Consider the following 24,938-nt stretch of genomic DNA (forward strand, 5'->3'; position numbering starts at 1 on the left):
AATTTAAGCAAAGGATGGAATAAGTATTTACTAAGCTAAAACTGAACTCACTTGTGTTTGCCTAAATACTCTCTAAATGTCAATCGATAGGTTTGGCTTACAGGAAGATATTCACTGTTGACCCTTACTTTGTCGCTTGCCACTAATTCAATATGCTGGGTATTGATAATATAGGATTGATGAATTCTGACAAAGGCTTTTTTAATAAGATCTTGTTCCAAATCTTTCATGTTCATCAAGCTCATAATCTTTCGGCTTTTCGTAATAAACATCACATAGTCCTTTTGCCCTTTGATATATAAAATATTGTCCAGCTGTACTTTCACCAAGTCTCGTCCATCCTTCACAAATAGGAAGTCATCTTGGGACGAATTGTTTAATGAACTGGTAGGTTTTTCAATTAGAAAAGAAGTGAATGCCTTGTTTATCGCCTTTAAAAAACGAGGTAAATCAAAAGGTTTCAGCAAATAGTCGATGGCATCCAATTCGAAACCATCAATAGCATATTCGGCAAAAGCAGTGGTGAAAATCACTTTAGGCCGATTACCAAGCGTTTTCAGTAAATCGATTCCACTAATTCCTGGCATTTTTATATCCAAGAAAATTAAGTCCACTTTATTATGGTTGAGGAAGGAAAGCGCATCCAGACCATTGGAGAAATCGCCCAAAACAGAAAGTTGCGGAACCCTACTGCAATAGTCAAGGAGCAGTTTACGAGCAAAAGGCTCATCATCAATAATTACACAACAAATCTTCACGACAAGTCTAAGCTAAGTGAAATACTAAACTTTTCCTTTTCTGGTAGAATCTCTAAATGGTGCTGATGTGGATAGCTCAACACCAACCGCCTTTCCACATTCTTCAAACCAAAACCCGAAGGCGCATCTTTTTCTTTCTGGGCAGGGCTCACACTATTTTCAACCTTAAAAATCAGTTGCTCAAAAGTGGAAGAAAGCTTCACCTTAATCCAATTTTCGGTTTGTTGGTCGCTAATGCCGTGCTTGAAAGCGTTTTCTACAAAAGGAATGAAAATCAAGGGTGTAATTTCAATTTGTTCATCCACCTCACTTGTATCAAAACTCAGTTCAAAACGATTATTGAGCCTAATGCCTTCCAGTGTCAAGTAATCTTTGATATAGTTGATTTCCTTTGATAGCGCCACTTTAGGTTTATTAGAATGGTAAATCATGTAACGCATTATGTTGGACAGTTTTACAATCACCTCAGTGGCTTGATCACTTTTAATCTGCGTCAAATAACTCAAGTTGTGGAGCGTGTTAAATAGAAAATGGGGGTTAATTTGCGCTTTGAGGTAATTGAGTTCAGCGGTTAATTTCTGGTTTTCCAGTTCACGCTTTTTGTTCTCCAATTCAAACCAGTCTACCGCAAACTTGATCATTCCCGTGAAAATCATAAAGCTCAATTCATCCCAGAGTGTACTTACAAACCTTGCCCAGCCAAAAGTTTCATAATAATCAGAAGGTGAATATTTTATGAGCACAGCATTTTCAGCCAATACTTGAAAGAACATTACCACAGCAATGGCCAAGACCAATTTTAGCAAGTATTTCTTAATGTTCTTACTTCTGAGCAGATCGGGTAGAATGAAAAAATAGTGCGTATAACTCAGAATAATGTGAAAGAACATCGGTAAGGCAATCCTCACAAAGGCCGTTTCAGCAGGCATAAAAACCGTAAAGTCGTAGAATTTATAGCTGAAGAAAAGCAGCCAAAAGCTGAAATTCAGCCAGAAAATACGATTCTTTAAAAAGTTGGGCTTCATTAGCCCTAAAGTATCCATTTTCAGTGGTCTTGAGAAGGATAGCATCAACTCAAAGTCAAATAATCGATAGTTGGTAAGTTTTAATCTACATCTCAGTTTCCTCTACCTTAAAAGTCCATGTTGTCGATTTTTACGAGCAGAGGATATATTCATTCATCCTTTTAAAAAGAAAAATGGGTCTTTAGCATCCATGAAAAAGATAAAACACATTATAGCCCTTATTCCCATGATTTTCTCATGGCAATTAAATGCTCAAGTCGTTGATACCATTCGCGTAGGTGATCATTTTAAGATGATAGATCAGCTAGAAATGGGTACAACCAAGGATATTATTTTTACAGCAATGGCTGGAGTAGTTCGTTCGGTCAGCTTGAAAATCAAAACCACTGAAAAAGTAAACATTAACGGCATTGATTACTTGGCCATTAGGCATAGCTGGACTACAGGGAACCCTGACACTTCGGGTGATTTTTACTACCTCTGCGAACCAGAAACACTAAAGCCAGTTCAGCATATTAGAAATACCAAGCAGAATGGCAAAGAGGCTTTTAGCTTTCAAGAAATGAAGATTGTTGGGTTAGATTCAGCAACAGACAATAAACAAAAAGATTTTAATCTAGAGTTGACTGAGCCAACTTATAACTGGGAAATTGACTTAGAGACCTATTCCTTGCTCCCTATGAAAATGGGCTACGAAGCAGTTATGAATTTCTATCATCCGGGCGGATCTGCTCCAAGCTTCTATCATCTAAAGATTATTGGTTCTGAAAAGCTAATATTACCAGATGGCCTAGAAATGGATTGTTGGGTTTTATTTACCGACTATGGCGGTACACAGCCTACAAAATTTTGGTACACTAAAACGAATCAAAACTTCATAAAGATGGAAGGGAAGTACAAGCAACTGACAATTCGAAAAGAGCGGATATTTTAGAACGAACAATTCCTATCTTTGCGGCATGGAATTGAAGAACGATCTGATTTTACGTGCTGCCAGAGGCGAAAAGACTGAAAGAACTCCAGTATGGTTAATGCGCCAAGCAGGCAGAATTTTACCTGAATATCGTGCGGTTAGAAATAGCCTTAGCGGGTTTATTGAGTTGGTGAAGAATCCTGACTTAGCAGCCGAGGTAACTATTCAACCAGTGGATATTTTAGGAGTGGATGCCGCCATTATTTTCTCAGATATTCTCGTGATTCCTGAAGCCATGGGCTTGCCTTACGAAATGATCGAAAAGAAAGGGCCTTGGTTTCCTAATACGATAAAGTCTGAGGCAGACTTAAAAAACATCAGAATTGCTGATTCTTCTTCCGACTTGGGTTATGTTATTGATGCCATTAAAGTAACCAAAAGAGAACTGGCTTGGCGCGTGCCTTTGATCGGTTTTGCAGGTGCGCCTTGGACGATTTTCTGCTATATGGTAGAAGGCCACGGAAGTAAGACCTTCTCCAACGCCCGAAAAATGCTGTACACTCAACCTGCCTTGGCCGAAAAGCTGATGCAGATGATTACCGATAGCACCATTACTTACTTAAAAGCTCAAATTGAAGCCGGTGCCAATATCGTTCAAGTATTCGATTCGTGGGCAGGTATTTTACCAGCAGATCAATACGAACAGTTCTCGATGAAATACATTCGTCAAATTTGCTCAGCCATTACCGAAGTGCCAGTAACTATGTTTGCCAAAGGAGCTTACTTCGCGAGAAAATCTATGGCTACTTTAGATTGTGAAACCATAGGGCTAGATTGGAATATGGACATTAACGAAAGTCGTGAGTTAGTTGGGCCAAACAAAACCTTACAAGGGAATCTTGACCCCTGCGCACTTTACGGCTCTAATGCCGAAGTAGAAGTAGCCACTAAAAAGATGCTCGATGCTTTTGGACCCGACCGTCATATTGCCAATTTAGGACATGGTGTATATCCAGATATTGATCCTGAGAAGGTGAAGGTGTTTGTGAATACAGTGAAGGAGTATAGCACAGGTATGAGGAATTAATCTCAAAGATGTGTCTTTGACGAAAACACTCTTTCCTAAACGATTAGAGCATCACCGTCTATTAAAAGCTTAAGGCTCATCACCCACTTTCAAATATCGCTTGCATTGTGTTAATTGGTTGGTAAATCTTGAGCTATGAAAAGACCCTACCAACTCTCTCTACTGGCATTTGTGCTTTTAGCCCTGTCGGCTTTTACTTTTAAAACCGACCCAGCACCTTCTTTAAAAGAAAGAATCATTGAACTCTCTAAAAAAGTAGAGCCTAAGGTGATTGAATGGCGACATCATATTCACCAAAATCCAGAGCTTTCCAATCGCGAGTTTAAAACGGCTGCCTACATCGCAGCTCATTTGAAGGGCTTGGGTATTGAAGTACAAGAAGGCGTAGCCAAAACGGGTGTAGTGGGAATTCTTAAAGGAGGAAAACCCGGGCCTGTAATGGGCTTAAGAGCCGATATTGACGGACTTCCTGTAAAAGAAAGGGTGGATCTGCCATGGGCATCTAAAGCCATGGGCGAATACCAAGGCGCTGAAGTACCTGTGATGCATGCCTGTGGTCACGATACGCATGTAGCTATTTTAATGGGCGTGGCCGAAGTACTTTCTCAAGTGAAAGCCGATTTAAAAGGAACCATAAAATTCATTTTTCAACCTGCCGAAGAAGGGGCTCCTGCCGGTGAAGAAGGCGGTGCCGACTTAATGGTCAAAGAAGGAGTTTTAGAGGGAATGGATGCCATTTTCGGTTTACACATTAATGCCCAAACCGAAGTAGGACAAGTGAAATATCGCCCTGAAGGAATTATGGCTGCCGTAAATAGCTTCGAAATTAAAATCAAAGGAAAACAGACGCATGGTTCTACACCATGGACGGGCATCGACCCGATTGTAACGGCAGCTCAAATCATTAATAACGTTCAAACCATAGTGAGCAGAAGTATGCCTCTGACGACCCAAGCAGCCGTAGTTTCATTTGGTAAAATTGAAGCGGGGGTAAGGAGTAATATCATTCCGGAAGAAGCCACCTTGGTGGGCACCATTCGTACTTTGGATGTTGACATGAGAGAAAGGCTTTTTGAACGTCTTCGCACCATTGTAAAGAATACCGCTGAAAGTAATGAAGCAGAAGCTACCTTGTACATTGATAAAGGTTATCCTATTACCTACAACGATCCACAGCTCACGGCTAAAATGGCTGACACATTCGTAGATGTAGTTGGTCCCCAAAACGTAACTCCCAACATGAATGCCATTACGGGAGCTGAAGATTTTTCGTTCTTTCAGGAAAAAATCCCTGGGCTGTATTTCTTTATTGGAGGTGCACCAAAAGGAGTTGACGCTGAAAAACAAGCTCCTCACCATACGCCAGATTTCTATGTGGACGATGCCGGAATGATAACAGGCATCAACTTATTGAGCAGAATGGTGGTGGACTACCCTGAGGTAACGATTTCGAAAAAATAATCAGAAATAAAGAAGCTTTCCAAAAGTTTAAACTTTTGGAAAGCTTTGAATTAATTCAGAATCTTATTGTCTTCGGCTTCTTCCATCAAGTCTTCTTTATTGATGGGCACTACGCCTACATGTTCGCAGACGAGGCCACCTGCTAAATTGGCCAAGGCCGCAGCTTTTTGAGCCGACATGCCCACCGCTAATGCACAAGCCATTACACTGATTACTGTATCGCCAGCGCCAGAAACATCAGAAATATGACGAATGTGGGCAGGGATCAGGTGTGTTTCGCCATTGTCTTTAATGAAAACTCCATACTCCGAAAGGGTCACCATCACCATTTCGGCATTCAGTTTAGACTGAAGCAAAGTCACTCCATCGCGCACTGAATCTATGTTTTTAGGATCTACTTGAATGTTCAAGCCTTCTCTCAGTTCTTTCAAATTAGGCTTAAAAAGGGTCACCCCTTTATAGTCCATAAAATTGCGCTTCTTCGGATCTACCACCGTTGCTATGCCCAATCGGGACGCTTCTTTAACAGTTTCTTCAATGATGGTGGCATTAATCACGCCCTTGTCGTAATCCTCAAAAACCACTACATCGCAATTGGGCAATAAGCGTTTGATATTGGCCAATAGCTGTGCTTGTTCAGTAGCACTGAGCTCCTTGTCAGTTTCTGTATCTACCCTCAGCATTTGATGGGCTCCGGCCAAAATACGCTCCTTCACAGTGGTATCTCTTTCGGAACTGGTCAATACGCCATTGCTTGGAATTCCCTTTTCTTCCAGCCGGTTCAAGAAAAATTCACCGTCCAGATCGTTGCCCACAATGGCACATGGAATTGGTGTAGCCCCCAATGCTTGCACATTCAAGGCTACATTTGCAGCACCTCCCAAACGTTTCTCTTTTCTTTCTGTAAGCACCACAGGCACAGGAGCCTCTGGTGAAATTCTAGACACTTTGCCAAACACATAAGAATCTACCATTACATCGCCAATCACCAATACTCTAAGTTTGGAGAAGGCTTCGAAAAGTTCGTTAACGTTTGAGAATTCCATTAAGAAAGTTTAGAAACCGCTATTTTAATTCTGGTAATGGCCTCCCGTAAATCTTCTTCAGAAGCAGCATATGACAAACGAATGCAGTTGGCATCACCAAAAGCATCACCAGTTACCACAGACACCTGCGCCTGATCTAAAAGGTATAGGCTTAGGTCATCTGCATTGTTAATTGTTACATTTCCATCTGTTGTACCGAAAAGCGCGGTTACATCTGGAAAAAAGTAGAAAGCGCCTGTTGGCAAATTGGTTTTAAAGCCTGGCACTTCGTCCAATAATGCCTTTACTATATCTCTTCTTCTTAAATATTCCTTCGACATTTCTACCGTTGGAGCAATATCCGTAGTAAGCGCTGTTAAAGCCGCTCTTTGGGCAATACTACAGTTGGCAGAAGTAATTTGCCCTTGAATTTTATTGCATGCCTTGGCCAACCAAAGTGGTGCGCCTAGGTATCCAACTCTCCAGCCTGTCATGGCAAAACCTTTGGCCATACCGTTAATGGTTACGGTTCTGTCAATCATTCCTTCAATCGCTCCAATACTCGCGTGTGCACCTGTATAATTGATGTGTTCGTAGATTTCGTCTGCAATAACCACAATGTCTTTGTGCTTTTTAATTACTTCAGAAATCGCTGTTAATTCCTCTAGTGTAAATACAGAACCTGTTGGGTTACATGGCGAAGAATATATGATGGCCTTGGTTTTTGGCGTAATGGCTTGCTCCAGTTGTTCCGGAGTTACTTTAAAGTCCGATTCAATACCACCCTTTGCATACACAGGCACACCGCCCGCTAATTCTATTAGAGAAGAGTAGCTTACCCAGAATGGAGAAAAAACTACTACCTCATCACCTTCATTCAATAAAGCTAAAAATACGTTGGCAATAGATTGCTTGGCTCCATTGGAAACTACAATCTGATCTGGTGAATAATCTAAGTTATTCTCGTTTTTAAATTTAGCAGAAATGGCCTGCCTTAAATCTAAATAACCATTTACAGGAGGATACGCAAAGTATTTACCTTCATCAATCGCTGCCTTAGCGCCCTCTTGAATATGTTTTGGAGTTTTAAAGTCGGGCTCGCCCAAACTTAAACTTATCACGTTAATGCCTTTTTCTTTTAGCTCACGGGCTTTAGCTGCCATGGCTAATGTGGCCGATTCGGCCATGTTCTTTACTCTATCAGATACCATTGTAGACATGCAATTAATTCAATGTGGGGCAAAAGTAGCTATTTATAGATTGTTGTACCAAATACCAATTGGAATGTTCTTCAATTCTACAAATTGTGGAGTCAAAACGACTGAATATTTCTCGATTGTAGAAAATATTACCAATGCTTGTTTCTCTATGCCAACATAAAAAATGCCCTTGGAGCCAAAATTTAAATGATTCTTCGGTTTGGCACGATTATCACATATAGACTAGCCAAACGACATGGTTATGAAAACTTTAGAAACTAGCCCGGAAAAATTGAAAAGAGTAATTAAGAAAATTGCTGACGCAGCAAAGATTGCCCACTTCATGAACAAGCTTTCTGTATCAGAAGATTCTAAGGATTACTTCGCCATTCACGAAAACAATTTATCTAATACAAGAGCCTTGCTTTTCAAAAGTATTGGTGCTTCTACCAAAGACCTACACATTTTGTATGGTACTAATTGGGCGCCAGCTTTAGTATACGCTCAAATTCGTTTTTGGAAATACAATGATTTAGAAATGATTGATGTATTGAAAACGAAAGTAAGCAAAGCTTTGAATGAACTAGATGAAGTAGCTTCAATACCTCATGAAACAATAAAAATGAGCGACTTGAACGAAGCCTCTAACAACTTGAGCATTCTCTTGTCAGCCTTGAACACCCAGCGTTTTTATGCATCGGGTATGTTAAGCGAAATCAATTAGGCTTTAAGCCGTAGCTATAGATGACGAAGGGCGATCGAAATGATCGCCCTTCGTGTTTTTTATTAGGTTATTGAGCTCAGTTTACTTGTACTCAGAGCGAGTCATAATACTTCTACCCAAAGTAATCTCATCAGTATATTCCAGTTCTCCGCCCATCGGAATTCCACGTGCAATAGAGGTAATCTTCACTCCTAATTCTTTGAGTTTTTTTGTAATATAAAAAGCGGTAGTATCGCCTTCCATGGTCGGGCTCAATGCCAAAATTACTTCATCAATTCTAGGTTCGCTTTTTTGGATACGATCTACCAATGAATCTATGTGAATATCGCTTGGGCCAATGCCCTCAATCGGAGAAATTACTCCTCCTAACACATGGTAAAGGCCTCTGTATTGAGCCGTGTTTTCTATGGCCATTACATCAGGGGTATCGGTTACCACGCAAATTGTAGTTAAATCACGCTTAATAGTACGGCAGGTGCAATCTGTAGTGTCTGAAATAATATGACAGGTATTGCAGTATTTAATGCCTTCGCGCAACTCATTAAGCGCGGTAGTCAAATGTGCGGTGCTGATAGGGTCTTGCTTTAATAAATGCAGCACTAACCTTAAAGCAGTTTTCTTTCCTATGCCCGGAAGTTTAGAGATTTCCTCAATGGCATTCTCGACAATTTTTGGAGGGAAGTTCAAGTTGAAATGCGATGTAAATTAAAGTACGGTAGCGGTAATTCCTGCAGAAAGAATACTTTCACACATCGGTTTTAACTCAGTAAACGAGCCATTTTTAACGGTACACTTTCCTTTATAATGAATCAACATTGTACACTGTTCTGCTTGCTCTGCACTGTGTTTACAAACCTTGATTAAAATATTGATGACATGCTCAAATGTATTAAAGTCATCATTGAAAACTACCAAATCACATAATTCCTCATCTGTAGTTTTCTCGAGTACCTCGACTAACTCTTCTTCTTGATAGCTGAAATTCATGTTATTAATTTTTTACAAATGTACAAAAAAACACTTGTTGCCTAAACTGTCTGTTTGTCTAATTGGTTCGTTCTGCTTTTTGGTGTCCACAGTTTTTTCACGGATATTCAAACTTTAATTTACTAGTTCTTTGGTATGAATCCCACATTAGTCATTTCAATTATAGGCGGTTATTTTTTGCTGCTGATTCTCATTTCTCGATTTACCTCGAAAGGAGCCGATTCAGCCACTTTTTTTACAGCCAACAAGCAGTCGCCTTGGTATTTGGTGGCTTTCGGAATGATTGGAGCCTCCTTATCTGGCGTTACTTTTATTTCTGTTCCGGGTGAAGTAGGGAATAGTTTCTTCTCCTACTTTCAAGTGGTTCTAGGTTATATCGTGGGTTATGTCATTATCGCTACAGTATTGATGCCACTGTATTACCGTCTAAACTTGGTTTCAATTTACACCTACTTAGAACAGCGTTTTGGCTTTTGGTCATATAAAACAGGTTCGTTTTTCTTTATGCTTTCTCGAACCGTTGGCGCTTCGTTTCGCCTTTTTTTAGTAGCCAGTGTACTTCAAATTGCGCTTTTCGATAGCTATGGCGTTCCATTTTGGGTTTCGGTACTCGTTACTATCGCCCTCATTTGGGTGTATACTTTTAGAGGAGGAATAAAAACCATTGTGTGGACGGATACCCTGCAAACCTTTTTTATGCTCTCAGCGGTGGTTATCACCATTTATATCATTACCAAAGAAATGGGCATTGGTCTTAGTGATGCCATTATTCAAATTAGTGACAGTGAGTATTCCAAAACTTTCTTCTTCGATTGGAACGATAAAAAAGATTTCTTCAAGCAATTTATTTCTGGGGTATTTATTGCCATTGTTATGACTGGCTTAGATCAGGACATGATGCAAAAAAACCTGACTTGTAGAACCTTGAAGGACGCTCAAAAGAATATTTTCTGGTTCACCATTGCATTAGTGATTGCCAATATCCTTTTCTTGGGCATGGGAGCGCTGCTCTATTTGTATGCAGGTCAAAATGGAATTGAAATTCCAACAAGAACGGATAATTTCTACCCTTTAATCGCTTTGAATCACCTTGGTACTTTTGGCGGAATTGTATTCTTATTGGGCATTGTGGCTGCAGCTTACTCTAGTGCTGATTCTGCCCTTACCTCGCTTACAACTGCATTCTGTGTCGACTTCTTAAATTTTGAAAAGAAAGAAGAATCGGTAAAGAAACCGATTAGGCTTAAGGTGCACTTGGGCTTTTCTGTGTTGCTTTTCATCGTCATCATTATCTTCAACGCGATAAACGACAGCAGTGTAATTAGTGCGATTTTTAAAGTGGCTGGCTATACTTATGGCCCGCTATTAGGTCTTTTCAGTTTTGGATTGATGACCAAACTAAAAGTGAAAGACAATCTGGTACTGCCTGTTTGTTTGCTTTCTCCAGCCATATCTTACCTAGTAGATATGAACTCAGCTGCTTGGTTCAACGGTTTTCAGTTCGGCTTCTTTATCCTGATTTTTAATGCAGGCCTTACCTTTTTAGGGATGTTGTTGATTTCTAGGAGAGGTTAATTTTCTCAAGCTATATATTCACCATTGATCTTACACATGAACTGAATTAAGCTCTCGGTATAAGATTCAAACAGTCTATTAAATCAAAAAAGACCACAAGAAACGGCCTCTAGTAATAAAATGAGATACTTGGTCAATTCAAACATCATTTTCTCTATTCTCAAGACCTATTCTAATAAAGAGCCAACTTATTATACTTAGTAAAGTAACAACCAATAACATAACAACTAATTTTTTTAAATCCATGTTATTATTAATTATGGCCAAAACCAAGTTATACACGGTTCTCAATGCTATTAACGCAAAGCATAATCCAAATATAACAGGATAATTAATCCATGATTTTTTCATACTATTACAAGTTTAATAAGATAAGACTAATAAATATGATCATTAGATTCATCATCATCCCAACATAATTCATATTGACAATCAAGTGCCTTCGAAATCATACATGCCGGAAAGCCAGCAAAACATGCGACAGCTTCGAAAAAACCCTGACTACAAAATTTATACCCTGTGCAGCCTCCAACATTATCTGCTGTACAAACATCGCCTGAGCAACCCGTACAGCGAACCGTTTCACAAATCTCCTCTTCTAACCCTGATACTCCATATTTAAGAAAGTTTTGGGGATTCTTTGAAATGGTTAACTCCATGTCATACTTGTTTTCACTTACGTTGAAAGTCTTATAAGTGCCAATAAATCCTGTTTTGTCAACGGAGTCAAATCTAAAATCTTGATCAAACGCCTCCAAAGACCCAACAAACAGTTTATCCATCAATAATTCGTTATTTCGAATCGTAACAACTAAAACATTTTGGGAATTATAACTCTTAACTAGAGGTATACCGATAATTTGGACTCCTAGGGTTGTGTCTTGGTTACTTACCATATTATCAAAATCCGCTATTCCAAAATCTTTAACTAAATTTTCAAAATTGATAGACCGCTTTAGACTACTCTTAAAAGACAGTGCATCCACCTCAATAATTTCAGGTTCAATATCATTACATGCCAACACCAATAACAGTAATGATAAAATACAGAAACAATTCTTCATGATTAAATTTTTAATAGTAAACAGATGATTTGACAAAATTAGAAAAAAATTTAAACACATAAAATACCATGAAATAGGTATTTTATCCAGACAACTACCACTATACATCCATGAAAAGAGGCTTACCGATAGTCATGCGGATAGATTTTAATGCTCATAAAGCACACACTGCAAGTAACTCTCGGAATAAAGACTCTAAAACAAACCCTTGATAAGGACAAAGAGGATTTTCAAAATTTCAGTCTAACGGGAGACACTAACATTCTGTTGACACTTAACACAGAAGTGAATGCAAAAGGACTCTATGGTTTAAGTAAAACCTTTACCAAACTGGCCATTCATTTAGATGATAAGCTTAGGTTTAAGACGGAAATAGAAAAGAGAATTTAGTTACTCTTCCCCAACAATTCTTTTTCTGAGTTTCACTACGCGGTCTTTGCTTCGTTTTCTCATGTTGAGGGCTTCAACAGATAATGAGAAGAAAACAGCAAAATAGATATAGCCTTTTTCAATGTGTTCGCCAATACCTTCGAGCACTAGCATAAACCCAATCAAAATCAAGAATGACATGGCTAACATTTGCAGTGACGGGTGCTTATTGATAAATGAACTGATTTTTCCTGCGGAAGAAATCATAACAATCATGGCTAAAGTAACTGCAATAATCATGATCAATACATGCTCGGTAAGGCCCACAGCGGTTAAAATAGAATCAAAAGAGAAAACGATATCTAAAGCTACAATTTGAAGAATGACTTTACCCATAGTAACACCCTTTCCCTTTTTCACTTGATGCTCATCTCCTTCTAAGGTGTGATGGATTTCGGTTGTGCTCTTTCCTATTAAGAATAGACCTCCCAATATTAAAATCAAGTCTTTTATACTTACATCATGTTCTAAAACGGTAAAGAGGGGTTCGGTAAAACCAATAATCCAGCTGATTCCCAAAAGCAACCCAATACGCATGATCAAAGCCAAACCTAAACCCAGATTTCTGGTTTTCTTACGATCCGCCTCTGGCAGTCGGTTAGAAACAATTGAAATGAAAATAATATTGTCGACCCCAAGAATAATTTCTAAAAAGGTGAGGGTTAAAAGTGCTATTAGACCTTCTGATGTAAGTAATACTTCCATTTCTAAGTTCTGTGTTTATTGTAAGGGTACAGGCACATAGTTCTCTTTGGCATAATTCAGAATGGTTTTGTTAGTAAACCTCCAAACAGCTCTTTCCATGTCCTTGCTCTTTTTATCAAGTGTAATATAAAGCTTAAGGTTAACGGTGTCTTTTAAAATATGAAAAACCCTTAGGCTAAATTTTTCGAGATTGATATTCGGAAATTCCGATTTAAGCGCTTTAATAATGTAATCTTCAAGGTCATCTGGATTACCCAAAGTCTGTCTGTCCATCTCAAAATCAAAGCTTAGTTTCTTATAATTCTTTTTACTCGTGTTCACCACATTATGAGTAACAAGCAAAGTATTGGGCACATAAATAATCTCATCTTCATCGCTCAATAAAACTACGTTGAGCAAAGTGATATCAGTGATCCGACCACTCAGTTCCTCAATAACAATATAGTCGTTCAGCGAAAGCTGATTTGAAAACATCAGAATAAATCCATTGATGGTATTGGCAATGTAATCTTTAGAAATAATTGCAATGGCAGCAGCAACAATACTAATAGAAGTAAAAAACTCCTTGGCATTCAACTCAAAGAAAGCCAACAAAGCAAAAAGCAAAATAACAATGTGTAGGATTGCGGAGATTCCGTTGATCCCCAAAATGAAGTTATCCTTAAAGTCCGTTCCCTTCTTTTTTCGTTTTAGGTAGAAATAGACCATCAAAATACGACCAAGCGATACGAGAAGTATTCCTGAGATGTAAGAAATAGCCGCAGGCACAATCCTTCTACCGAAGAAGCTACTCTCATCAAAATCCGGCTTGCCCCAAAATTTCCAAACCAATATGGCCACTAGTAAAATAAGCTTCAGGAAGAAAAACAGTCGTTTTCGTCCCTCCTTTTTTGCCTGATCTATTGGCTTATTTGCTCTTACTCTCGTTTTAATCATTGCTATAAATCCGCTGCAAAATTAAAGGAATTTCGAACCAAAAAGTCTAAAGCTCTAACTCTTTAATTGGCTCCCAATATACCTCGCTAAACCCCTCAATTTTATCACCATTCACTTTTACTCCTTCGGCTTCTAAACGTTCTTGCATTAAGGTAGGTGTCTGAAAATGATGACGACCGGTTAAAACTCCAGATCGGTTTACTACCCTATGTGCAGGAACATCATTTAACCCATGTGCTGCATTCATGGCCCAGCCTACCATTCGAGCTCCACCCTTTGTGCCTAAGTATTGAGCAATGGCTCCATATGAAGTAACTCGCCCAGCGGGAATGAGTTTAACTACTTCGTAAACATTATTGAAAAAATTGGTGTGGTCTTTTGCCATAAAGCAAATTTGAACATTCTGGTTTATGGAAACAAAAAATGGCACTTGTAACAGCGCCATTTTTATTAAAGTATTCTAAGCCTCTATTAGCCGCCTCCACCAAAAATTCCGAACAAGCCCATCATGTTCAGTAATACAATTAAAATTACCACTGGACATACGTAACGTATAAAGAAGACAAAAGCATTAGAAGCAAATGTGCCGGGTTTCCAGCCTGGTGCTCCCATATCAATTTCAGAGACAATATTCTTGATTGGCATTTTCCAAGCTACATATACGCAGGTAACCAAGGCCACTACTACAATAAAGAAAGTGCCAAAGAAGAAGTCGAGAATATCTTGAAAACCCGTGTAAGTTGATCCGAAAACGGTGACATTCATTGTTGAGAAAAATTCAGAACCGCCCTGTGATAGCGCTGAAGGGATTCCTACAATGAAAAGTAAAATGCCTACTACCCAAGCAGATTTGCTTCGGCTCCATTTTTTCTCATCCATAAAGTATGAGGCAGGTACTTCTAACATTGAAATGGAAGAAGTAAGCGCAGCTACCATTAGCAACAAAAAGAAGAACGCACCAATAATGGCACCCCCCGGCATATGGTTGAAAATGTCAGGCAATACTTGGAACACCAAAGTAGGGCCAGCGGCAGGGTCTTTTCCGAAGGCAAAAACAGCAGGGAAGATCATGAAACCAGCAAGCAAAGCAACACCAGCGTCCATCAAACCTACCCAAACACCGCTGCTTACAATATTGGCCGTTTTCGGTAAATATGAGCCATAGGTGATCATAATACCCCAGCCTATACTCATAGAAAAAAATGCTTGCCCTAGAGCTACTAAGAACGTTTGACCAGAAATTTTACTGAAATCAGGGTTTAGATAAAAGTCTACCCCTTTCATTGCGCCTTCTAGCGACATGCTTCGAATAGCTACAATAAGAATGAGCAAGAAGAGTACAGGCATCAATATTTTGGCTGCTTTCTCAATTCCTCCAGAAATTCCTTTCCGTACAATAAGAATTGTAACCAGGGTAAACAGTCCCATTAAAGGAATTGTGTTCATTGGGTTGGCGGCAAATTCTTCAAAAGGAACTTCACTACCACTCAGCGATTTGAAAATATAGCCGATTGTCCAACCAGCAATATTGCCGTAATAGGAAAGCACAAAAAAGCTTACCAACAAAGCCATAATGGCACCCAAACCCATAAAAAGTGGGTTAGCGCCCGTATCTTTAAATGCACCAATGGTGCCTTTCTTTGTGTACCTGCCAAAGCCCATCTCTGTAAAGAGCAAAGGCACTCCAATAAGTATTACACAAAGCAAATAAACCAAAACAAAGGCTCCGCCTCCATTCTGACCTGTGATGTAAGGAAACCTCCAGATGTTTCCTAACCCAACAGCTGAACCGGCTGCAGCCATGATAAACCCAAACTTGGATCCCCACTGACCTCTGCCCTCATTACTAACGTTAACCGCCATATTCTTAAAAATTGAGTTGAGTATTGAAAAAAATAACGTAGAATATTGAGAATTTTCCGCCTAAAAACCAAGTGGTTAAAACACCTGTGGCTAATGAATTTTCTAGGTCAGATTTACCGCAAATCAAGTTTTACAAGAGAAAAACGATGGAAAGCTTGGGTTTGTGCCTCAAAAAACTACCTTGTCGGGCTTGAAAAAGCTTTTTCTTAAACTTTAAACAAAACTTACAGGTAATTGAGCACGCAAGAAAAACCAGAAGAATTTAGTAATCGGTGGGGAATTATTTTAGCTGCCCTCGGTATGGCCATTGGTGCGGGTAACCTTTGGCGCTTCCCTAGAATAGCAGGAGAGTATGGAGGAACATTCATTATTCTATGGATGTTTTTTCTAGTTGTATGGTCTATTCCTCTACTTATGGCCGAATTGGCGATTGGTAAGTATTATAAAAAAGGAACCATAGGCGCGCTGGGTAGTTTGGCAGGCAAAAAATTTAATTGGATGGGCGTATTTGTTACGCTTGTCACTATGGGAATTGCTTTTTACTACTCCGTTGTAACAGGCTGGTCCTTTAGGTACTTCCTCCTTAACACTCAAAACTTAATAGACTATATTTTCGGCTCAGGCGCCATGAACGAAAAGTTCGCAGACCCAAGTGTAAACTACATGGACAACTTCTGGGCGCATTTATCTAACTCTAGCTGGGAAGCAGTGTTGTGCTATATGTTTACAATCGCTATTGCCATTTGGGTTTTGGGCAAAGGAATTAAACAAGGGCTGGAGAAGGTGAATAAGATATTAATTCCTACGCTCTTCATCCTGCTTATGGTTGTGGCCGCTTTCGCCATTCAGATGCCGGGTGGAGTAAAAGGGCTTGAGTACTTATTTACAATTAATGCTGAGCTCTTTAAAGATCCCAATGTTTGGATTCAGGCCATTACCGATTCTGCTTGGAGCACAGGAGCTGGTTGGGGATTAATGATTACCATTGGATCTTTCTCAAGGAAGAAGGAAGATGTAACGCTCAACACATTCTTAGGTGCATTTGGAAATAACTCAGCAGCACTTTTGGCAGCCATGGCTATTTTACCTGCTGTGTTCGCCATGTCGGCCACATCGGGCGATGCCATTGATTTCTTACGTGGTGGCAATACGGCATTAGTGTTTACCGTACTGCCTCAGCTGTTCTCTCAAATGACAGGCGGGCCATTCCTATCATGGATTTTCTTTGGGGCATTTGCCATGGCGGCATTTAGTTCGGTGCTACCCATGATGCAGTTAATTATTCGGAACTTAACCGACTATAGTATTTCTAAAAAACGGGCAGCATTAATAACAGGTGCTGCGTGCTTTATTATTGGCTTCCCATCAGCATGGAGCCTTGCCATATTCGAAAATCAAGATTGGGTTTGGGGTGTAGGTCTATTGGTAAGTGGAATTTTCATTTCGTTTCTCATTATGCGTTATGGTCCATCTAAATTTAAGAGGGACTTCATTGATGAAAATTCAGACTTTAAAGTCTCTTCCAAGTACTTTTCTGGCATGATCTACTTCATCTTTTTTGCCGGGGTTTTCTTGGTATACTGGTGGATGAATCAAGGATATAGTGATTATCCATGGTTTGATGAAAATGGTAATTGGAACGTATTCGATACGTTTAGTAATGCTTCAATCGTAACACAGTGGGCAGTTGCCCTTGTTATTGCAATTGTATTTAATGGATGGTTCTACAAAAAATTCGTGAAAAAATGAGTCAAGAAGCTATAATAGGAATGATCATTTGTCTATCAATCACCTTTGGAGGTTTTGTTACCTTCCTTACGATTGCTCTTAAATCAGATAAAAAAAATGCAGATGCTGAAGAATAAACTTTGACCTAATTATTAGCCATTTGTTCCGATACAATGGCTATGCCTTCGTCAAAAGTATAAGGCTCGTACCCCAAAACGGTGCGGGCCTTTTCTATTAACAGCCCAGTTTTAGGTGGCCTTTTAGCGGTTTGAGTAAAGGTTGAGGCATCGGCTTTTTGCATAGTGGCAGTACTTAGCTTGAAGAACTGAGCGGTTTTAATCGCCATTTCATAAGGCGTAAGTAAATCGCTACCACAAATATTGAATATACCTTTTGCCTTTTGTTCCGAAATCAATAAACAGCCTTTGGCCAAATCTTCTGCCAAAGTAGGGCTTCGTAATTGGTCATCTACTACCTTAATTTCCTTGCCTTCTTCCAAGTTCTTCTTTACCCAAAGAATAATGTTAGAACGGCTCATATCGTGCGCAATGCCATACACCAAAACGGTACGTGCAATGGCCCAGTCAATTTTACTTTCTTCTAAAATATGTTCAGCAGCAAGCTTACTTTCTCCATAATAGCTAATCGGATTGGCTTCGGCTTCTTCATTATAAGGGCCATTTTCGCCATCGAAAATAAAGTCGGTAGAAAGATGTACTAGAAAGGCATTGTTTAACTCACAAGCCTCTACAATGTGCCTTACAGCAGTAACATTCAAATCCCAACAACCCTCTTTTTCCAATTCACATTGGTCAACGTTGGTCATGGCTGCGGTATGAATCACTACATCGGGTTTGTGTTGCGCAACCACCTCTAGCACTTGCTCACGATTGGTGATATCAAGCGATTGGAATGTGTATTTTTCTTCAGGAATAGGCAGCCGGTTTACTCCTCTGGAAGTAGCTACCAATTGGTGGTTTGCTTCATCTAAAATAAGCTTGACCAGTTTTTGACCAAGCAAACCGTTGGAACCCGTGATTAAAATTTTCATTGTTCCTTTTCAGGATATTCTATTCCGTATTTCTTTGTAATCTCCTTTTTCGACATTTCAATAACAGCAATAGTCATTCGAATGTCCTCTGTTGGCTTATCTCTTCTGTTGGTTTCAACCGCAGCAATTTTATCGATTACATCTAAGCCTTCAACCACCTGACCAAAAACCGTATACTCTCCGTCTAAATGTGGTGCGCCACCAATGGTTGTATAAGCCTCCACTTGTTGAGCTGTAAAGCCAGGGTCTACTTGCGGGCCAAATTCTTTTTCAATCAGATCCTTCGAACCAAAAACCAATTCGCGTTGCGCCTGTTGAAAATCGTAAGTAGTGTCTTCTTGATACTTATTTACATGGTAGTTATACTTCTCATTCAACTCAATGTATTTGTCCATTTTGCGCATGCGGTCAAAAAAGCCATTGAGCTTCAAATATTCTCTTCTATCTGCCCTGGTTTGTAAACCCTCTTGATCGTACACTTCACCATCGACAATATAAAATTGAGATCCGCTCGATTGTTTTTGAGGATTGACGTTATCTCCCATTCTAGCGGCAGCCAAAGCTCCCTTTACATGAATGTACTTTTCAGGAAGAAACTCTGCATCCACTCTGTAGTTGGCGTCCTTTTCTTGAGTGCCCGTAGAAAGGTCTCCCGTCTGGATCATAAAGTTTTCAATCACTCTATGGAAGATCACTGAATCGTATTTTCCTTCTTTTGCCAAACTCAAAAAATTGGCTTTGTGTAGTGGAGTGTCGTCATACAACACGGCTGTCATATCTCCATAAGGAGTTGAAATCACCACTACCTCATCCATTTCGGTATTACAAGCTGTGAAAAACAGACCGAAAGTGATCAGGAACACTAAGTTTAAAAAAGTCTTTTTCATGGCTAATTATTGATAAACTGGACCGTATTTTTTCACGATTTCCGCTTTTGGCATTTCTTCTACTGAAATATACATGTGCACATCTTCAAAAGGTCGGTTTGCCGGGTCAACCCCAACGGCAGTAATGGCATCAATCACTTCCAAGCCTTGAATCACCTGACCAAAAACTGTATAATTTTCATCCAATGGAGGGTAACCCCCAACAGTCGTATAAGCCTCTACTCTTTCTGCTGGCATCTTGATCATCAATCCCGTGGCTTCACTTAATTTATCAGCCAGTTCTATTGCCTTAATTCTAAAAGTCTCATCTCCTCCTTCGTTAAAAGAGTCTTCCAATTCCTGATTCAAAGGATTGTCGGGATCGCTCCTTCTTAAAGAAGATATTGACTGCGATAAAGCTTGCATATCGATACCTGTTTCTTGTTCAGTATACACTCTACCCTGAACAATAAAAAATTGGCTTCCGCTCGAAGCTCTCTCAGGGTTTACCTGATCTGGCTGCCTAGCGGCTGATAAAGCACCTTTTTTATGAAAGAATTCTTTTACAAACTCAGCAGGCACAGTGTAACCTGGTCCGCCAGTGCCTAAACGAGCACCTGGCTCGGCATTCTTTGAGTTCGGATCTCCTCCTTGAATCATAAAGCCAGTCATCACTCTGTGAAATAAAAGGCTATCGAAAAAGCCTTCTCTGGCTAGCTTAATAAAGTTTTCTTTGTGTTTTGGAGTTTCATCATAAAGAATGGCCTTCATTTCACCCATGTCCGTTTTGATGGTCACCAAATAATCATTGCCCTTTACTTTTTCTTCACCTGAGCCTCCGCAAGAAGCAACAACAGTAATTAGTAAGGCCATTGCGGCCAGTTGTATATACTTTTTCATTCGTTAGATAATTCAGCTTTTATAGATTTCAATATGCGATCTCCGCCCGAAGATAATACTTCTTCCGCAAGTTTTCTCCCCAACGATTTTGCATCCTTCAGCTTACCAATGAACACTTTACGGATCATTTCTTTGCCATCTAGACTCATTATTCCACCCGTCATTTGGAGACTCTCTCCTTTGATTTGCGCCAAACCGAAAACCGGAATTGAGCAACCCCCATCCATAGTTTTTAAAAATGATCGCTCAGCCAAAAGACAGATTTCGGTAGGCTCATGGTTCAGGGCTTTTCTTACCAAATCCTTCTTGGCTTTACTCAGCCCTTTGTGTACTTCAATGGCCACAGAACCTTGCCCAACTGCGGGAGTAAACTCTGTTAGGTTAAGTTTTTGAGCAATTCTACTATCATAGCCCATTCTATGCACGCCTGCATAAGCGAGTAATAAGGCATCGCAAACGCCTTCTTCCATTCTCTTTATTCTGGTTTGAAGGTTGCCCCGAACTGGAACAGTTTTGATATGAGGGTAAAAGTGTTTGAGCGTAGCAATTCTTCTATTGGAAGAAGTACCGACTATTAGGTTTTTATTGTTGAGTGAAGCTTCCTTATTATCACTAATCAATACATCATTGGCCAATTCGCGTTCTGAAAAAGAAATCAACTCAAAACCTTCTGGTAAAACCGACTGCATATCTTTAGCGCTATGCACAGCAATATCAATCGCTCCATCTGCCAATTGTTCTTCGATTTCCTCCGTAAAAACTCCTTTGCTACCAATTTTAGAAATAGAAACATCTAAGATTTTATCTCCTTTAGTTTCTATTGTAACTATTTCGGTTTTTACTCCAGCGGCTACCAACTTATCTTCTACAAAATAAGCTTGCCACAAGGCCAACTTACTTCCTCTTGTTCCAATCCTAATCTTCATCTAAGCATTCAGTTTTGCTTTCGCCCCTCTTTTCTTAGGCTGATTATTCTCAATAAATTCAACGATGGTTCCTGCAATATCTACTCCCGTTGCTTTTTCTATTCCTTCTAAGCCAGGGGAAGAATTTACTTCTAATACCAATGGCCCTCTTGATGACGGCAACATATCAACACCAGCTACGGAAAGCCCCATAGCATTAGCTGCTTTTACAGCAACCGATCTCTCTTGTCTAGAAAGCTTAATCACCTCGGCCGAACCTCCACGGTGAAGATTAGAACGAAACTCGCCCTCCATTCCTCTTCTTCGCATGGCGCCCACTACTTTTCCATTCACTACGAAAACGCGTATGTCGGTAGCTTTGGCTTCCTTAATAAATTCTTGAACTAAAATTCTTGCTTTAAGACCATGAAAAGCTTCAATTACCGACTGAGCGGCTTTTCGGGTTTCGGCCAAAACAACGCCTAAACCTTGAGTACCTTCTAATAATTTAATAATTACGGGTGCTCCGCCCACGTGCTCTATCAAAGATTTTTCTTCTTTGGAATAATTGGTAAAGGCCGTGCGTGGCATTGGCAATCCAGCTCCCGCCAAAATCTGCATCGATCGTAGTTTGTCTCTGGAGCGAACTATGGCTTGAGAATCGGTAGTGCTAAAAACACCCATCATTTCAAACTGGCGAACCGTGGCTGTTCCGTAAAAAGTAACCGAAGCTCCAATTCTTGGAATTACGGCATCAATACCTTCCACTTTTTCGCCCATATAATATACTGCAGGGCCAGCATCTTCAATAACCAAGTCACATTTTAGGTGATCGAGAATGACGGCATCATGCCCCCTAGTTTCAATCGCTTCTACCAACCGCTTTGTACTGTAAAGGGTTGAGTTTCGAGAGAGCACTGCAATCTTCATTTTTTCTGGATTTTGGTTATTCGGCACTGTCTGCCTTTATATTTTTAGATGTCAATTTTAGCGAAACATCTTTCTGGCTAACATCAACTATAAATCGATTGGTGAGCAACTTCCTTCCTAAAAGGACAGGGAATTTCATCTTGCTCCGATCTGACAATGAGAACTCCGCATTAAAGCGTTTCTTCATTAATACTACAGAAGTTTTGATAATATATCGCTCTTCTGTTACTCCGTTTGAGCTGCGAATTTTCTTTTTCTTAAATGTAGTTGTCGAAAACTTTCTAGCCTTCTTCTCATGGATTTTATTTCCAGACAAATGAAAATTCAGTGTAGGCACCCCATCTACTTTTGTAAGTTTCACTTTGGAACAATTAATAGACGATGTATAGGCACCAGTATCCACTTTAGCCTCTACGCCCTTCAATCCAAATTCTGGCAAATTGATAAAATCTTGCCTTCCTATTAAGTGCAACGGTTTAGACATTCTACTTTTTAGAACGTGCAATTTGGGCAATCGCTAGAGATAAATCAAGGAAGAGGATTTTAGGGTTGGCATTTCGTTCAATATGATAATTGGCTTCTTCTATTTTAGGAATAACTTCAGCCACTTTTTCCGCATTAAACACCTTACTAAAATTTGCCACAAAGTCTTTTTCAGCATCAGGAATTCGTTCCAATTCACTTACTCCGAACCCATGAATAAGCGCATCCCTCATCACCTTGCTACCAGTATTCAGCAAACCCTTTTGAAACTCTTTTCCTCCACTCTGAAATTCATCGGTCATTTTTACCAAAGCCTGAAAATCATAAGTGAAACACAGACGCATCCACTGCTTAAACTGCACACCCATTGCATCCTGTCCGCCTTGCACCAAATGCAATGCTTCGCGCATATTTCCTTCGGCCAAATAGGTGATTTCTTGGGCGCGTTCAGTACTCACCCCTTCTACTTTACTTACTGTGGAAAGAATATTCTCATCGGTAAAAGAAGGGATTTTCATTAACTGAACCCTAGAACGAATGGTGGTGAGCAACTTATTCTCATCGTTCGACACCATCAAGAAAATAGTTTTTTCTGGTGGCTCTTCTAATACTTTCAGAATTCCGTTGGCTGCATTGCTATTCATTAGCTCAGACAGCCAAATGAGCATTACCTTATATTTGCCCTCAAAAGCCTTGAGCGACAGGTTGGTGATAATATTTCGGCTTTCCTGACGCGGAATAAGCAATTGTTTATTTTCCCAACCAAAGTGAAAGCTCCAATCGCTTACGTTTCCGTAAGGTGATTTTAGAAGATATTCTCTCCATTCTTTCAAAAACTTCTCACTGGTAGCGTCTTCCCTTTTTATTTTAGGTGTTGCCGCAGTTGGAAACACAAAATGAACATCGGGGTGAATATGTTTTGCCTGTTTTACGCAAGAAGAGCACTCTCCACAAGCGTCATTCTCCTGCTTATTTTCGCAATTCAGATAGGCCGCAAAAGCCAGCGCCATAGGCAAATTAGCCGAGCCTTCAGCGCCTAAAAAGAGCTGTGCATGCGCCACATGATCTACCTTAACGGCCTCAATGAGCTTATTCTTAACTTCGTCTAAACCGGGTATGTCTTGAAAACGCATGTTTATTTTTTATCCCAAGTTCTGTATTGGGTGGTAATTTCAAAAATTCGGTCGATGATCTCTTTTTCGGTATCATCAAAAGTCATCCCTCTGCGCTGCATTACTGCTTCGGCTACTTCATAAAATTTTCTTGGCTGGAAGGTAATTAAACCAGAAGACCCGCCCCAAGAGAAAGAAGGAATAAAGTTTTTCGGAAAGCCAGCGCCAAATATATTCGATCCTACACCTACCACTGTACCTGTATTAAACATAGTATTAATACCGCACTTAGCATGGTCGCCCATCATTAATCCACAGAACTGTAAACCTGTTTGCACAAAACGTTCGCTGGTGTAGTTCCAAAGCTTAACAGGTGCGTAGTTATTTTTTAGGTTAGAAGTATTGGTATCGGCACCTAGGTTACACCATTCGCCAATTACTGAATTGCCCAAAAAGCCATCGTGCCCCTTGTTGCTATAGCCGAAGATGACGGAGTTGCTCACCTCACCACCAACTTTAGAATGAGGGCCTACGGTGCTATCGCCTTTAATTTTTGCACCCATATTTACATGCGCCCCTTCACACAAAGCAAAGGCTCCGCTAATAATTGCTCCTTCGTGCACATGCGCATTCTTACCGATATACACAGGGCCGTTTTCAGCATTAATAATGGCTGCGCGAATTGTAGCACCTTCTTCCAAAAACACGTTTTCCTTTCCATACACTACCGTATGCGGATCGGTGATGGGCTGAGAAGTTCGGCCTTTGGTGATTAAGGCAAAATCCGCTTCAATTTGTTCCTTATTAAATTGAAAAATCTCCCAAGGCTGGTTGATCATTCTAAATGTGCCTTCAAAATTCACTGCTTCTGAGCCATCTCCTGAAACTGCTAAAACGGTATCTCCCGACACCAATTTTGTATTTGCTGTTAAGGCTAAAATTGCTTCAGATAATTCTTTTGAAGGACACAACGCGCCATTCACTTTTACGTTTGTTGGCAAGGCCTCAAACTTCTTCTCCAAATAATCTTGGGTTTCGAAGCCAACATGAAAGCCATATTTCTCCCATTTTTCAGCAATGGTAAGAATCCCTACACGAATGCAGGCCACTGGTCTAGTAAAAGTAAAAGGAAGAAGATTCTCCCTGATTTGGGGCGGATCGAAAAGATTAATGTGCATGTAGCAAAAATATAAAAGGCTTTCGATTAAGTAT

General features: G+C 39.9%; 27 protein-coding genes. 8 read left to right on the forward strand and 19 right to left on the reverse strand.

Features of this window, described 5'->3' with window-relative positions:
• Positions 1 to 47 precede the first annotated feature (47 nt).
• Positions 48 to 758: a LytTR family DNA-binding domain-containing protein gene (locus AAC026_RS00655; RefSeq protein ID WP_339694073.1), complete on the reverse strand. Its 711-nt coding sequence runs from the start codon at positions 756 to 758 to the stop codon at positions 48 to 50.
• Positions 755 to 1,801, reverse strand: coding sequence for a histidine kinase (locus AAC026_RS00660; RefSeq protein ID WP_339694076.1), 1,047 nt, complete (start codon positions 1,799 to 1,801; stop codon positions 755 to 757). The genes AAC026_RS00655 and AAC026_RS00660 overlap by 4 nt, the downstream gene beginning before the upstream one ends.
• Before the next feature lie 172 nt (positions 1,802 to 1,973).
• On the opposite strand from AAC026_RS00660, the gene AAC026_RS00665 reads away from it, so the two are divergent.
• The 3 genes from AAC026_RS00665 (at position 1,974) to AAC026_RS00675 (ending at position 5,244) form a co-directional block, all read left to right on the forward strand.
• Positions 1,974 to 2,717: a hypothetical protein gene (locus AAC026_RS00665; protein WP_339694079.1), complete on the forward strand. Its 744-nt coding sequence runs from the start codon at positions 1,974 to 1,976 to the stop codon at positions 2,715 to 2,717.
• Between the two features lie 25 nt (positions 2,718 to 2,742).
• Positions 2,743 to 3,783, forward strand: coding sequence for a uroporphyrinogen decarboxylase (hemE, locus tag AAC026_RS00670; RefSeq protein WP_339694082.1), 1,041 nt, complete (start codon positions 2,743 to 2,745; stop codon positions 3,781 to 3,783).
• Positions 3,784 to 3,918: 135 nt separating this feature from the next.
• Positions 3,919 to 5,244, forward strand: coding sequence for an amidohydrolase (locus tag AAC026_RS00675; protein ID WP_339694085.1), 1,326 nt, complete (start codon positions 3,919 to 3,921; stop codon positions 5,242 to 5,244).
• Between the two features lie 50 nt (positions 5,245 to 5,294).
• On the opposite strand, the gene AAC026_RS00680 is transcribed toward AAC026_RS00675, so the two are convergent.
• Positions 5,295 to 6,290 carry a bifunctional ADP-heptose synthase gene (locus AAC026_RS00680; RefSeq protein WP_339694088.1) on the reverse strand — a complete coding sequence of 332 codons (996 nt, stop codon included), beginning with the start codon at positions 6,288 to 6,290 and terminating at the stop codon, positions 5,295 to 5,297.
• Positions 6,290 to 7,489 (reverse strand): pyridoxal phosphate-dependent aminotransferase, encoded by a 1,200-nt coding sequence (locus AAC026_RS00685; protein WP_339606951.1) that lies wholly within the window; start codon positions 7,487 to 7,489, stop codon positions 6,290 to 6,292. Before AAC026_RS00685 ends, AAC026_RS00680 begins: the two co-directional genes overlap by 1 nt.
• A 241-nt stretch (positions 7,490 to 7,730) precedes the next feature.
• Here AAC026_RS00685 and AAC026_RS00690 point away from each other — a divergent pair, with 241 nt between their 5' ends.
• Complete coding sequence (locus tag AAC026_RS00690) at positions 7,731 to 8,192, forward strand: hypothetical protein (RefSeq protein ID WP_339694090.1); 462 nt, start codon at positions 7,731 to 7,733, stop codon at positions 8,190 to 8,192.
• 81 nt (positions 8,193 to 8,273) lie between these two features.
• Here the strand turns inward: AAC026_RS00690 and recR are convergent, their stop codons facing one another.
• Entirely contained in the window at positions 8,274 to 8,879 is a 606-nt protein-coding gene (recR, locus tag AAC026_RS00695; protein WP_339694093.1) for a recombination mediator RecR, read from the reverse strand.
• An 18-nt stretch (positions 8,880 to 8,897) separates the two neighbouring features.
• Entirely contained in the window at positions 8,898 to 9,179 is a 282-nt protein-coding gene (locus AAC026_RS00700) for an ATP-dependent Clp protease adaptor ClpS (protein ID WP_339694095.1), read from the reverse strand.
• 135 nt (positions 9,180 to 9,314) lie between these two features.
• Here AAC026_RS00700 and AAC026_RS00705 point away from each other — a divergent pair, with 135 nt between their 5' ends.
• A complete protein-coding gene (locus AAC026_RS00705; protein ID WP_339694098.1) occupies positions 9,315 to 10,754 on the forward strand; it encodes a sodium:solute symporter in 1,440 nt (479 codons plus the stop codon).
• 377 nt (positions 10,755 to 11,131) lie between these two features.
• On the opposite strand, the gene AAC026_RS00710 is transcribed toward AAC026_RS00705, so the two are convergent.
• A complete protein-coding gene (locus AAC026_RS00710; protein WP_339694101.1) occupies positions 11,132 to 11,818 on the reverse strand; it encodes a hypothetical protein in 687 nt (228 codons plus the stop codon).
• Between the two features lie 150 nt (positions 11,819 to 11,968).
• Here AAC026_RS00710 and AAC026_RS00715 point away from each other — a divergent pair, with 150 nt between their 5' ends.
• On the forward strand, positions 11,969 to 12,208 hold the full coding sequence (locus AAC026_RS00715; protein WP_339694104.1) for a hypothetical protein: 240 nt from the start codon (positions 11,969 to 11,971) through the stop codon (positions 12,206 to 12,208).
• Here AAC026_RS00715 and AAC026_RS00720 read toward each other — a convergent pair whose 3' ends face one another.
• The 4 genes from AAC026_RS00720 to AAC026_RS00735 form a co-directional block, all read right to left on the reverse strand.
• The gene (locus tag AAC026_RS00720) at positions 12,209 to 12,952 is read right to left on the reverse strand and encodes a TerC family protein (protein ID WP_339694107.1); all 744 of its coding nucleotides are present in this window, start codon (positions 12,950 to 12,952) and stop codon (positions 12,209 to 12,211) included.
• 15 nt (positions 12,953 to 12,967) lie between these two features.
• Positions 12,968 to 13,888, reverse strand: coding sequence for a mechanosensitive ion channel domain-containing protein (locus AAC026_RS00725; RefSeq protein WP_339694110.1), 921 nt, complete (start codon positions 13,886 to 13,888; stop codon positions 12,968 to 12,970).
• 46 nt (positions 13,889 to 13,934) lie between these two features.
• Complete coding sequence (locus tag AAC026_RS00730) at positions 13,935 to 14,273, reverse strand: MGMT family protein (RefSeq protein ID WP_339694112.1); 339 nt, start codon at positions 14,271 to 14,273, stop codon at positions 13,935 to 13,937.
• A gap of 86 nt (positions 14,274 to 14,359) precedes the next feature.
• Positions 14,360 to 15,751 (reverse strand): sodium-dependent transporter, encoded by a 1,392-nt coding sequence (locus AAC026_RS00735; protein WP_339694115.1) that lies wholly within the window; start codon positions 15,749 to 15,751, stop codon positions 14,360 to 14,362.
• Positions 15,752 to 15,985: 234 nt separating this feature from the next.
• Between AAC026_RS00735 and AAC026_RS00740 the strand changes: the two genes are divergently transcribed.
• Complete coding sequence (locus AAC026_RS00740; RefSeq protein WP_339694117.1) at positions 15,986 to 17,500, forward strand: sodium-dependent transporter; 1,515 nt, start codon at positions 15,986 to 15,988, stop codon at positions 17,498 to 17,500.
• Positions 17,497 to 17,616 (forward strand): MetS family NSS transporter small subunit, encoded by a 120-nt coding sequence (locus AAC026_RS00745; protein ID WP_339694120.1) that lies wholly within the window; start codon positions 17,497 to 17,499, stop codon positions 17,614 to 17,616. The genes AAC026_RS00740 and AAC026_RS00745 overlap by 4 nt, the downstream gene beginning before the upstream one ends.
• 8 nt (positions 17,617 to 17,624) lie before the next feature.
• Here AAC026_RS00745 and AAC026_RS00750 read toward each other — a convergent pair whose 3' ends face one another.
• From AAC026_RS00750 to AAC026_RS00785, 8 genes are read right to left on the reverse strand one after another with little or no spacing between them, the layout of a single operon-like run.
• Positions 17,625 to 18,530 (reverse strand): NAD(P)-dependent oxidoreductase, encoded by a 906-nt coding sequence (locus AAC026_RS00750; RefSeq protein WP_339694123.1) that lies wholly within the window; start codon positions 18,528 to 18,530, stop codon positions 17,625 to 17,627.
• A complete protein-coding gene (locus AAC026_RS00755; RefSeq protein WP_339694126.1) occupies positions 18,527 to 19,417 on the reverse strand; it encodes a peptidylprolyl isomerase in 891 nt (296 codons plus the stop codon). The genes AAC026_RS00750 and AAC026_RS00755 overlap by 4 nt, the downstream gene beginning before the upstream one ends.
• A gap of 6 nt (positions 19,418 to 19,423) precedes the next feature.
• Positions 19,424 to 20,296: a peptidylprolyl isomerase gene (locus AAC026_RS00760; protein WP_339694129.1), complete on the reverse strand. Its 873-nt coding sequence runs from the start codon at positions 20,294 to 20,296 to the stop codon at positions 19,424 to 19,426.
• Positions 20,293 to 21,222: a hydroxymethylbilane synthase gene (gene hemC / locus AAC026_RS00765; protein WP_339694132.1), complete on the reverse strand. Its 930-nt coding sequence runs from the start codon at positions 21,220 to 21,222 to the stop codon at positions 20,293 to 20,295. The genes AAC026_RS00760 and hemC overlap by 4 nt, the downstream gene beginning before the upstream one ends.
• Positions 21,223 to 22,131 carry a 30S ribosomal protein S6--L-glutamate ligase gene (rimK, locus tag AAC026_RS00770; protein WP_339608230.1) on the reverse strand — a complete coding sequence of 303 codons (909 nt, stop codon included), beginning with the start codon at positions 22,129 to 22,131 and terminating at the stop codon, positions 21,223 to 21,225.
• Positions 22,132 to 22,147: 16 nt separating this feature from the next.
• The gene (locus AAC026_RS00775; protein WP_339608229.1) at positions 22,148 to 22,615 is read right to left on the reverse strand and encodes a RimK/LysX family protein; all 468 of its coding nucleotides are present in this window, start codon (positions 22,613 to 22,615) and stop codon (positions 22,148 to 22,150) included.
• A gap of 1 nt (position 22,616) precedes the next feature.
• Positions 22,617 to 23,747, reverse strand: a complete 1,131-nt coding sequence (locus AAC026_RS00780; protein ID WP_339694135.1) for a DNA polymerase III subunit delta — start codon at positions 23,745 to 23,747, stop codon at positions 22,617 to 22,619.
• Positions 23,748 to 23,749: 2 nt separating this feature from the next.
• Positions 23,750 to 24,904, reverse strand: a complete 1,155-nt coding sequence (locus AAC026_RS00785) for a GlmU family protein (protein WP_339694138.1) — start codon at positions 24,902 to 24,904, stop codon at positions 23,750 to 23,752.
• Between the last annotated feature and the right edge of the window lie 34 nt (positions 24,905 to 24,938).

The sequence above is a fragment of the uncultured Roseivirga sp. genome (assembly GCF_963973945.1).
Lineage (GTDB): Bacteria > Bacteroidota > Bacteroidia > Cytophagales > Cyclobacteriaceae > Roseivirga.

Excerpts from the sequence above, each read along its gene's own strand:
- AAC026_RS00680 (WP_339694088.1), bottom strand. The coding sequence starts at position 6,290 with ATGGAATTCTCAAACGTTAACGAACTTTTCGAAGCCTTCTCCAAACTT.
- rimK (WP_339608230.1), bottom strand. The coding sequence starts at position 22,131 with ATGAAGATTGCAGTGCTCTCTCGAAACTCAACCCTTTACAGTACAAAG.
- hemC (WP_339694132.1), bottom strand. The coding sequence starts at position 21,222 with ATGAAGATTAGGATTGGAACAAGAGGAAGTAAGTTGGCCTTGTGGCAA.
- AAC026_RS00675 (WP_339694085.1), top strand. The coding sequence starts at position 3,919 with ATGAAAAGACCCTACCAACTCTCTCTACTGGCATTTGTGCTTTTAGCC.
- AAC026_RS00785 (WP_339694138.1), bottom strand. The coding sequence starts at position 24,904 with ATGCACATTAATCTTTTCGATCCGCCCCAAATCAGGGAGAATCTTCTT.
- AAC026_RS00685 (WP_339606951.1), bottom strand. The coding sequence starts at position 7,489 with ATGTCTACAATGGTATCTGATAGAGTAAAGAACATGGCCGAATCGGCC.
- AAC026_RS00665 (WP_339694079.1), top strand. The coding sequence starts at position 1,974 with ATGAAAAAGATAAAACACATTATAGCCCTTATTCCCATGATTTTCTCA.
- AAC026_RS00755 (WP_339694126.1), bottom strand. The coding sequence starts at position 19,417 with ATGAAAAAGACTTTTTTAAACTTAGTGTTCCTGATCACTTTCGGTCTG.
- AAC026_RS00775 (WP_339608229.1), bottom strand. The coding sequence starts at position 22,615 with ATGTCTAAACCGTTGCACTTAATAGGAAGGCAAGATTTTATCAATTTG.
- AAC026_RS00760 (WP_339694129.1), bottom strand. The coding sequence starts at position 20,296 with ATGAAAAAGTATATACAACTGGCCGCAATGGCCTTACTAATTACTGTT.
- hemE (WP_339694082.1), top strand. The coding sequence starts at position 2,743 with ATGGAATTGAAGAACGATCTGATTTTACGTGCTGCCAGAGGCGAAAAG.
- AAC026_RS00720 (WP_339694107.1), bottom strand. The coding sequence starts at position 12,952 with ATGGAAGTATTACTTACATCAGAAGGTCTAATAGCACTTTTAACCCTC.
- AAC026_RS00780 (WP_339694135.1), bottom strand. The coding sequence starts at position 23,747 with ATGCGTTTTCAAGACATACCCGGTTTAGACGAAGTTAAGAATAAGCTC.
- AAC026_RS00705 (WP_339694098.1), top strand. The coding sequence starts at position 9,315 with ATGAATCCCACATTAGTCATTTCAATTATAGGCGGTTATTTTTTGCTG.
- AAC026_RS00715 (WP_339694104.1), top strand. The coding sequence starts at position 11,969 with ATGCTCATAAAGCACACACTGCAAGTAACTCTCGGAATAAAGACTCTA.
- AAC026_RS00710 (WP_339694101.1), bottom strand. The coding sequence starts at position 11,818 with ATGAAGAATTGTTTCTGTATTTTATCATTACTGTTATTGGTGTTGGCA.
- AAC026_RS00725 (WP_339694110.1), bottom strand. The coding sequence starts at position 13,888 with ATGATTAAAACGAGAGTAAGAGCAAATAAGCCAATAGATCAGGCAAAA.
- AAC026_RS00750 (WP_339694123.1), bottom strand. The coding sequence starts at position 18,530 with ATGAAAATTTTAATCACGGGTTCCAACGGTTTGCTTGGTCAAAAACTG.
- AAC026_RS00690 (WP_339694090.1), top strand. The coding sequence starts at position 7,731 with ATGAAAACTTTAGAAACTAGCCCGGAAAAATTGAAAAGAGTAATTAAG.
- AAC026_RS00745 (WP_339694120.1), top strand. The coding sequence starts at position 17,497 with ATGAGTCAAGAAGCTATAATAGGAATGATCATTTGTCTATCAATCACC.
- AAC026_RS00735 (WP_339694115.1), bottom strand. The coding sequence starts at position 15,751 with ATGGCGGTTAACGTTAGTAATGAGGGCAGAGGTCAGTGGGGATCCAAG.
- AAC026_RS00700 (WP_339694095.1), bottom strand. The coding sequence starts at position 9,179 with ATGAATTTCAGCTATCAAGAAGAAGAGTTAGTCGAGGTACTCGAGAAA.
- AAC026_RS00660 (WP_339694076.1), bottom strand. The coding sequence starts at position 1,801 with ATGGATACTTTAGGGCTAATGAAGCCCAACTTTTTAAAGAATCGTATT.
- AAC026_RS00730 (WP_339694112.1), bottom strand. The coding sequence starts at position 14,273 with ATGGCAAAAGACCACACCAATTTTTTCAATAATGTTTACGAAGTAGTT.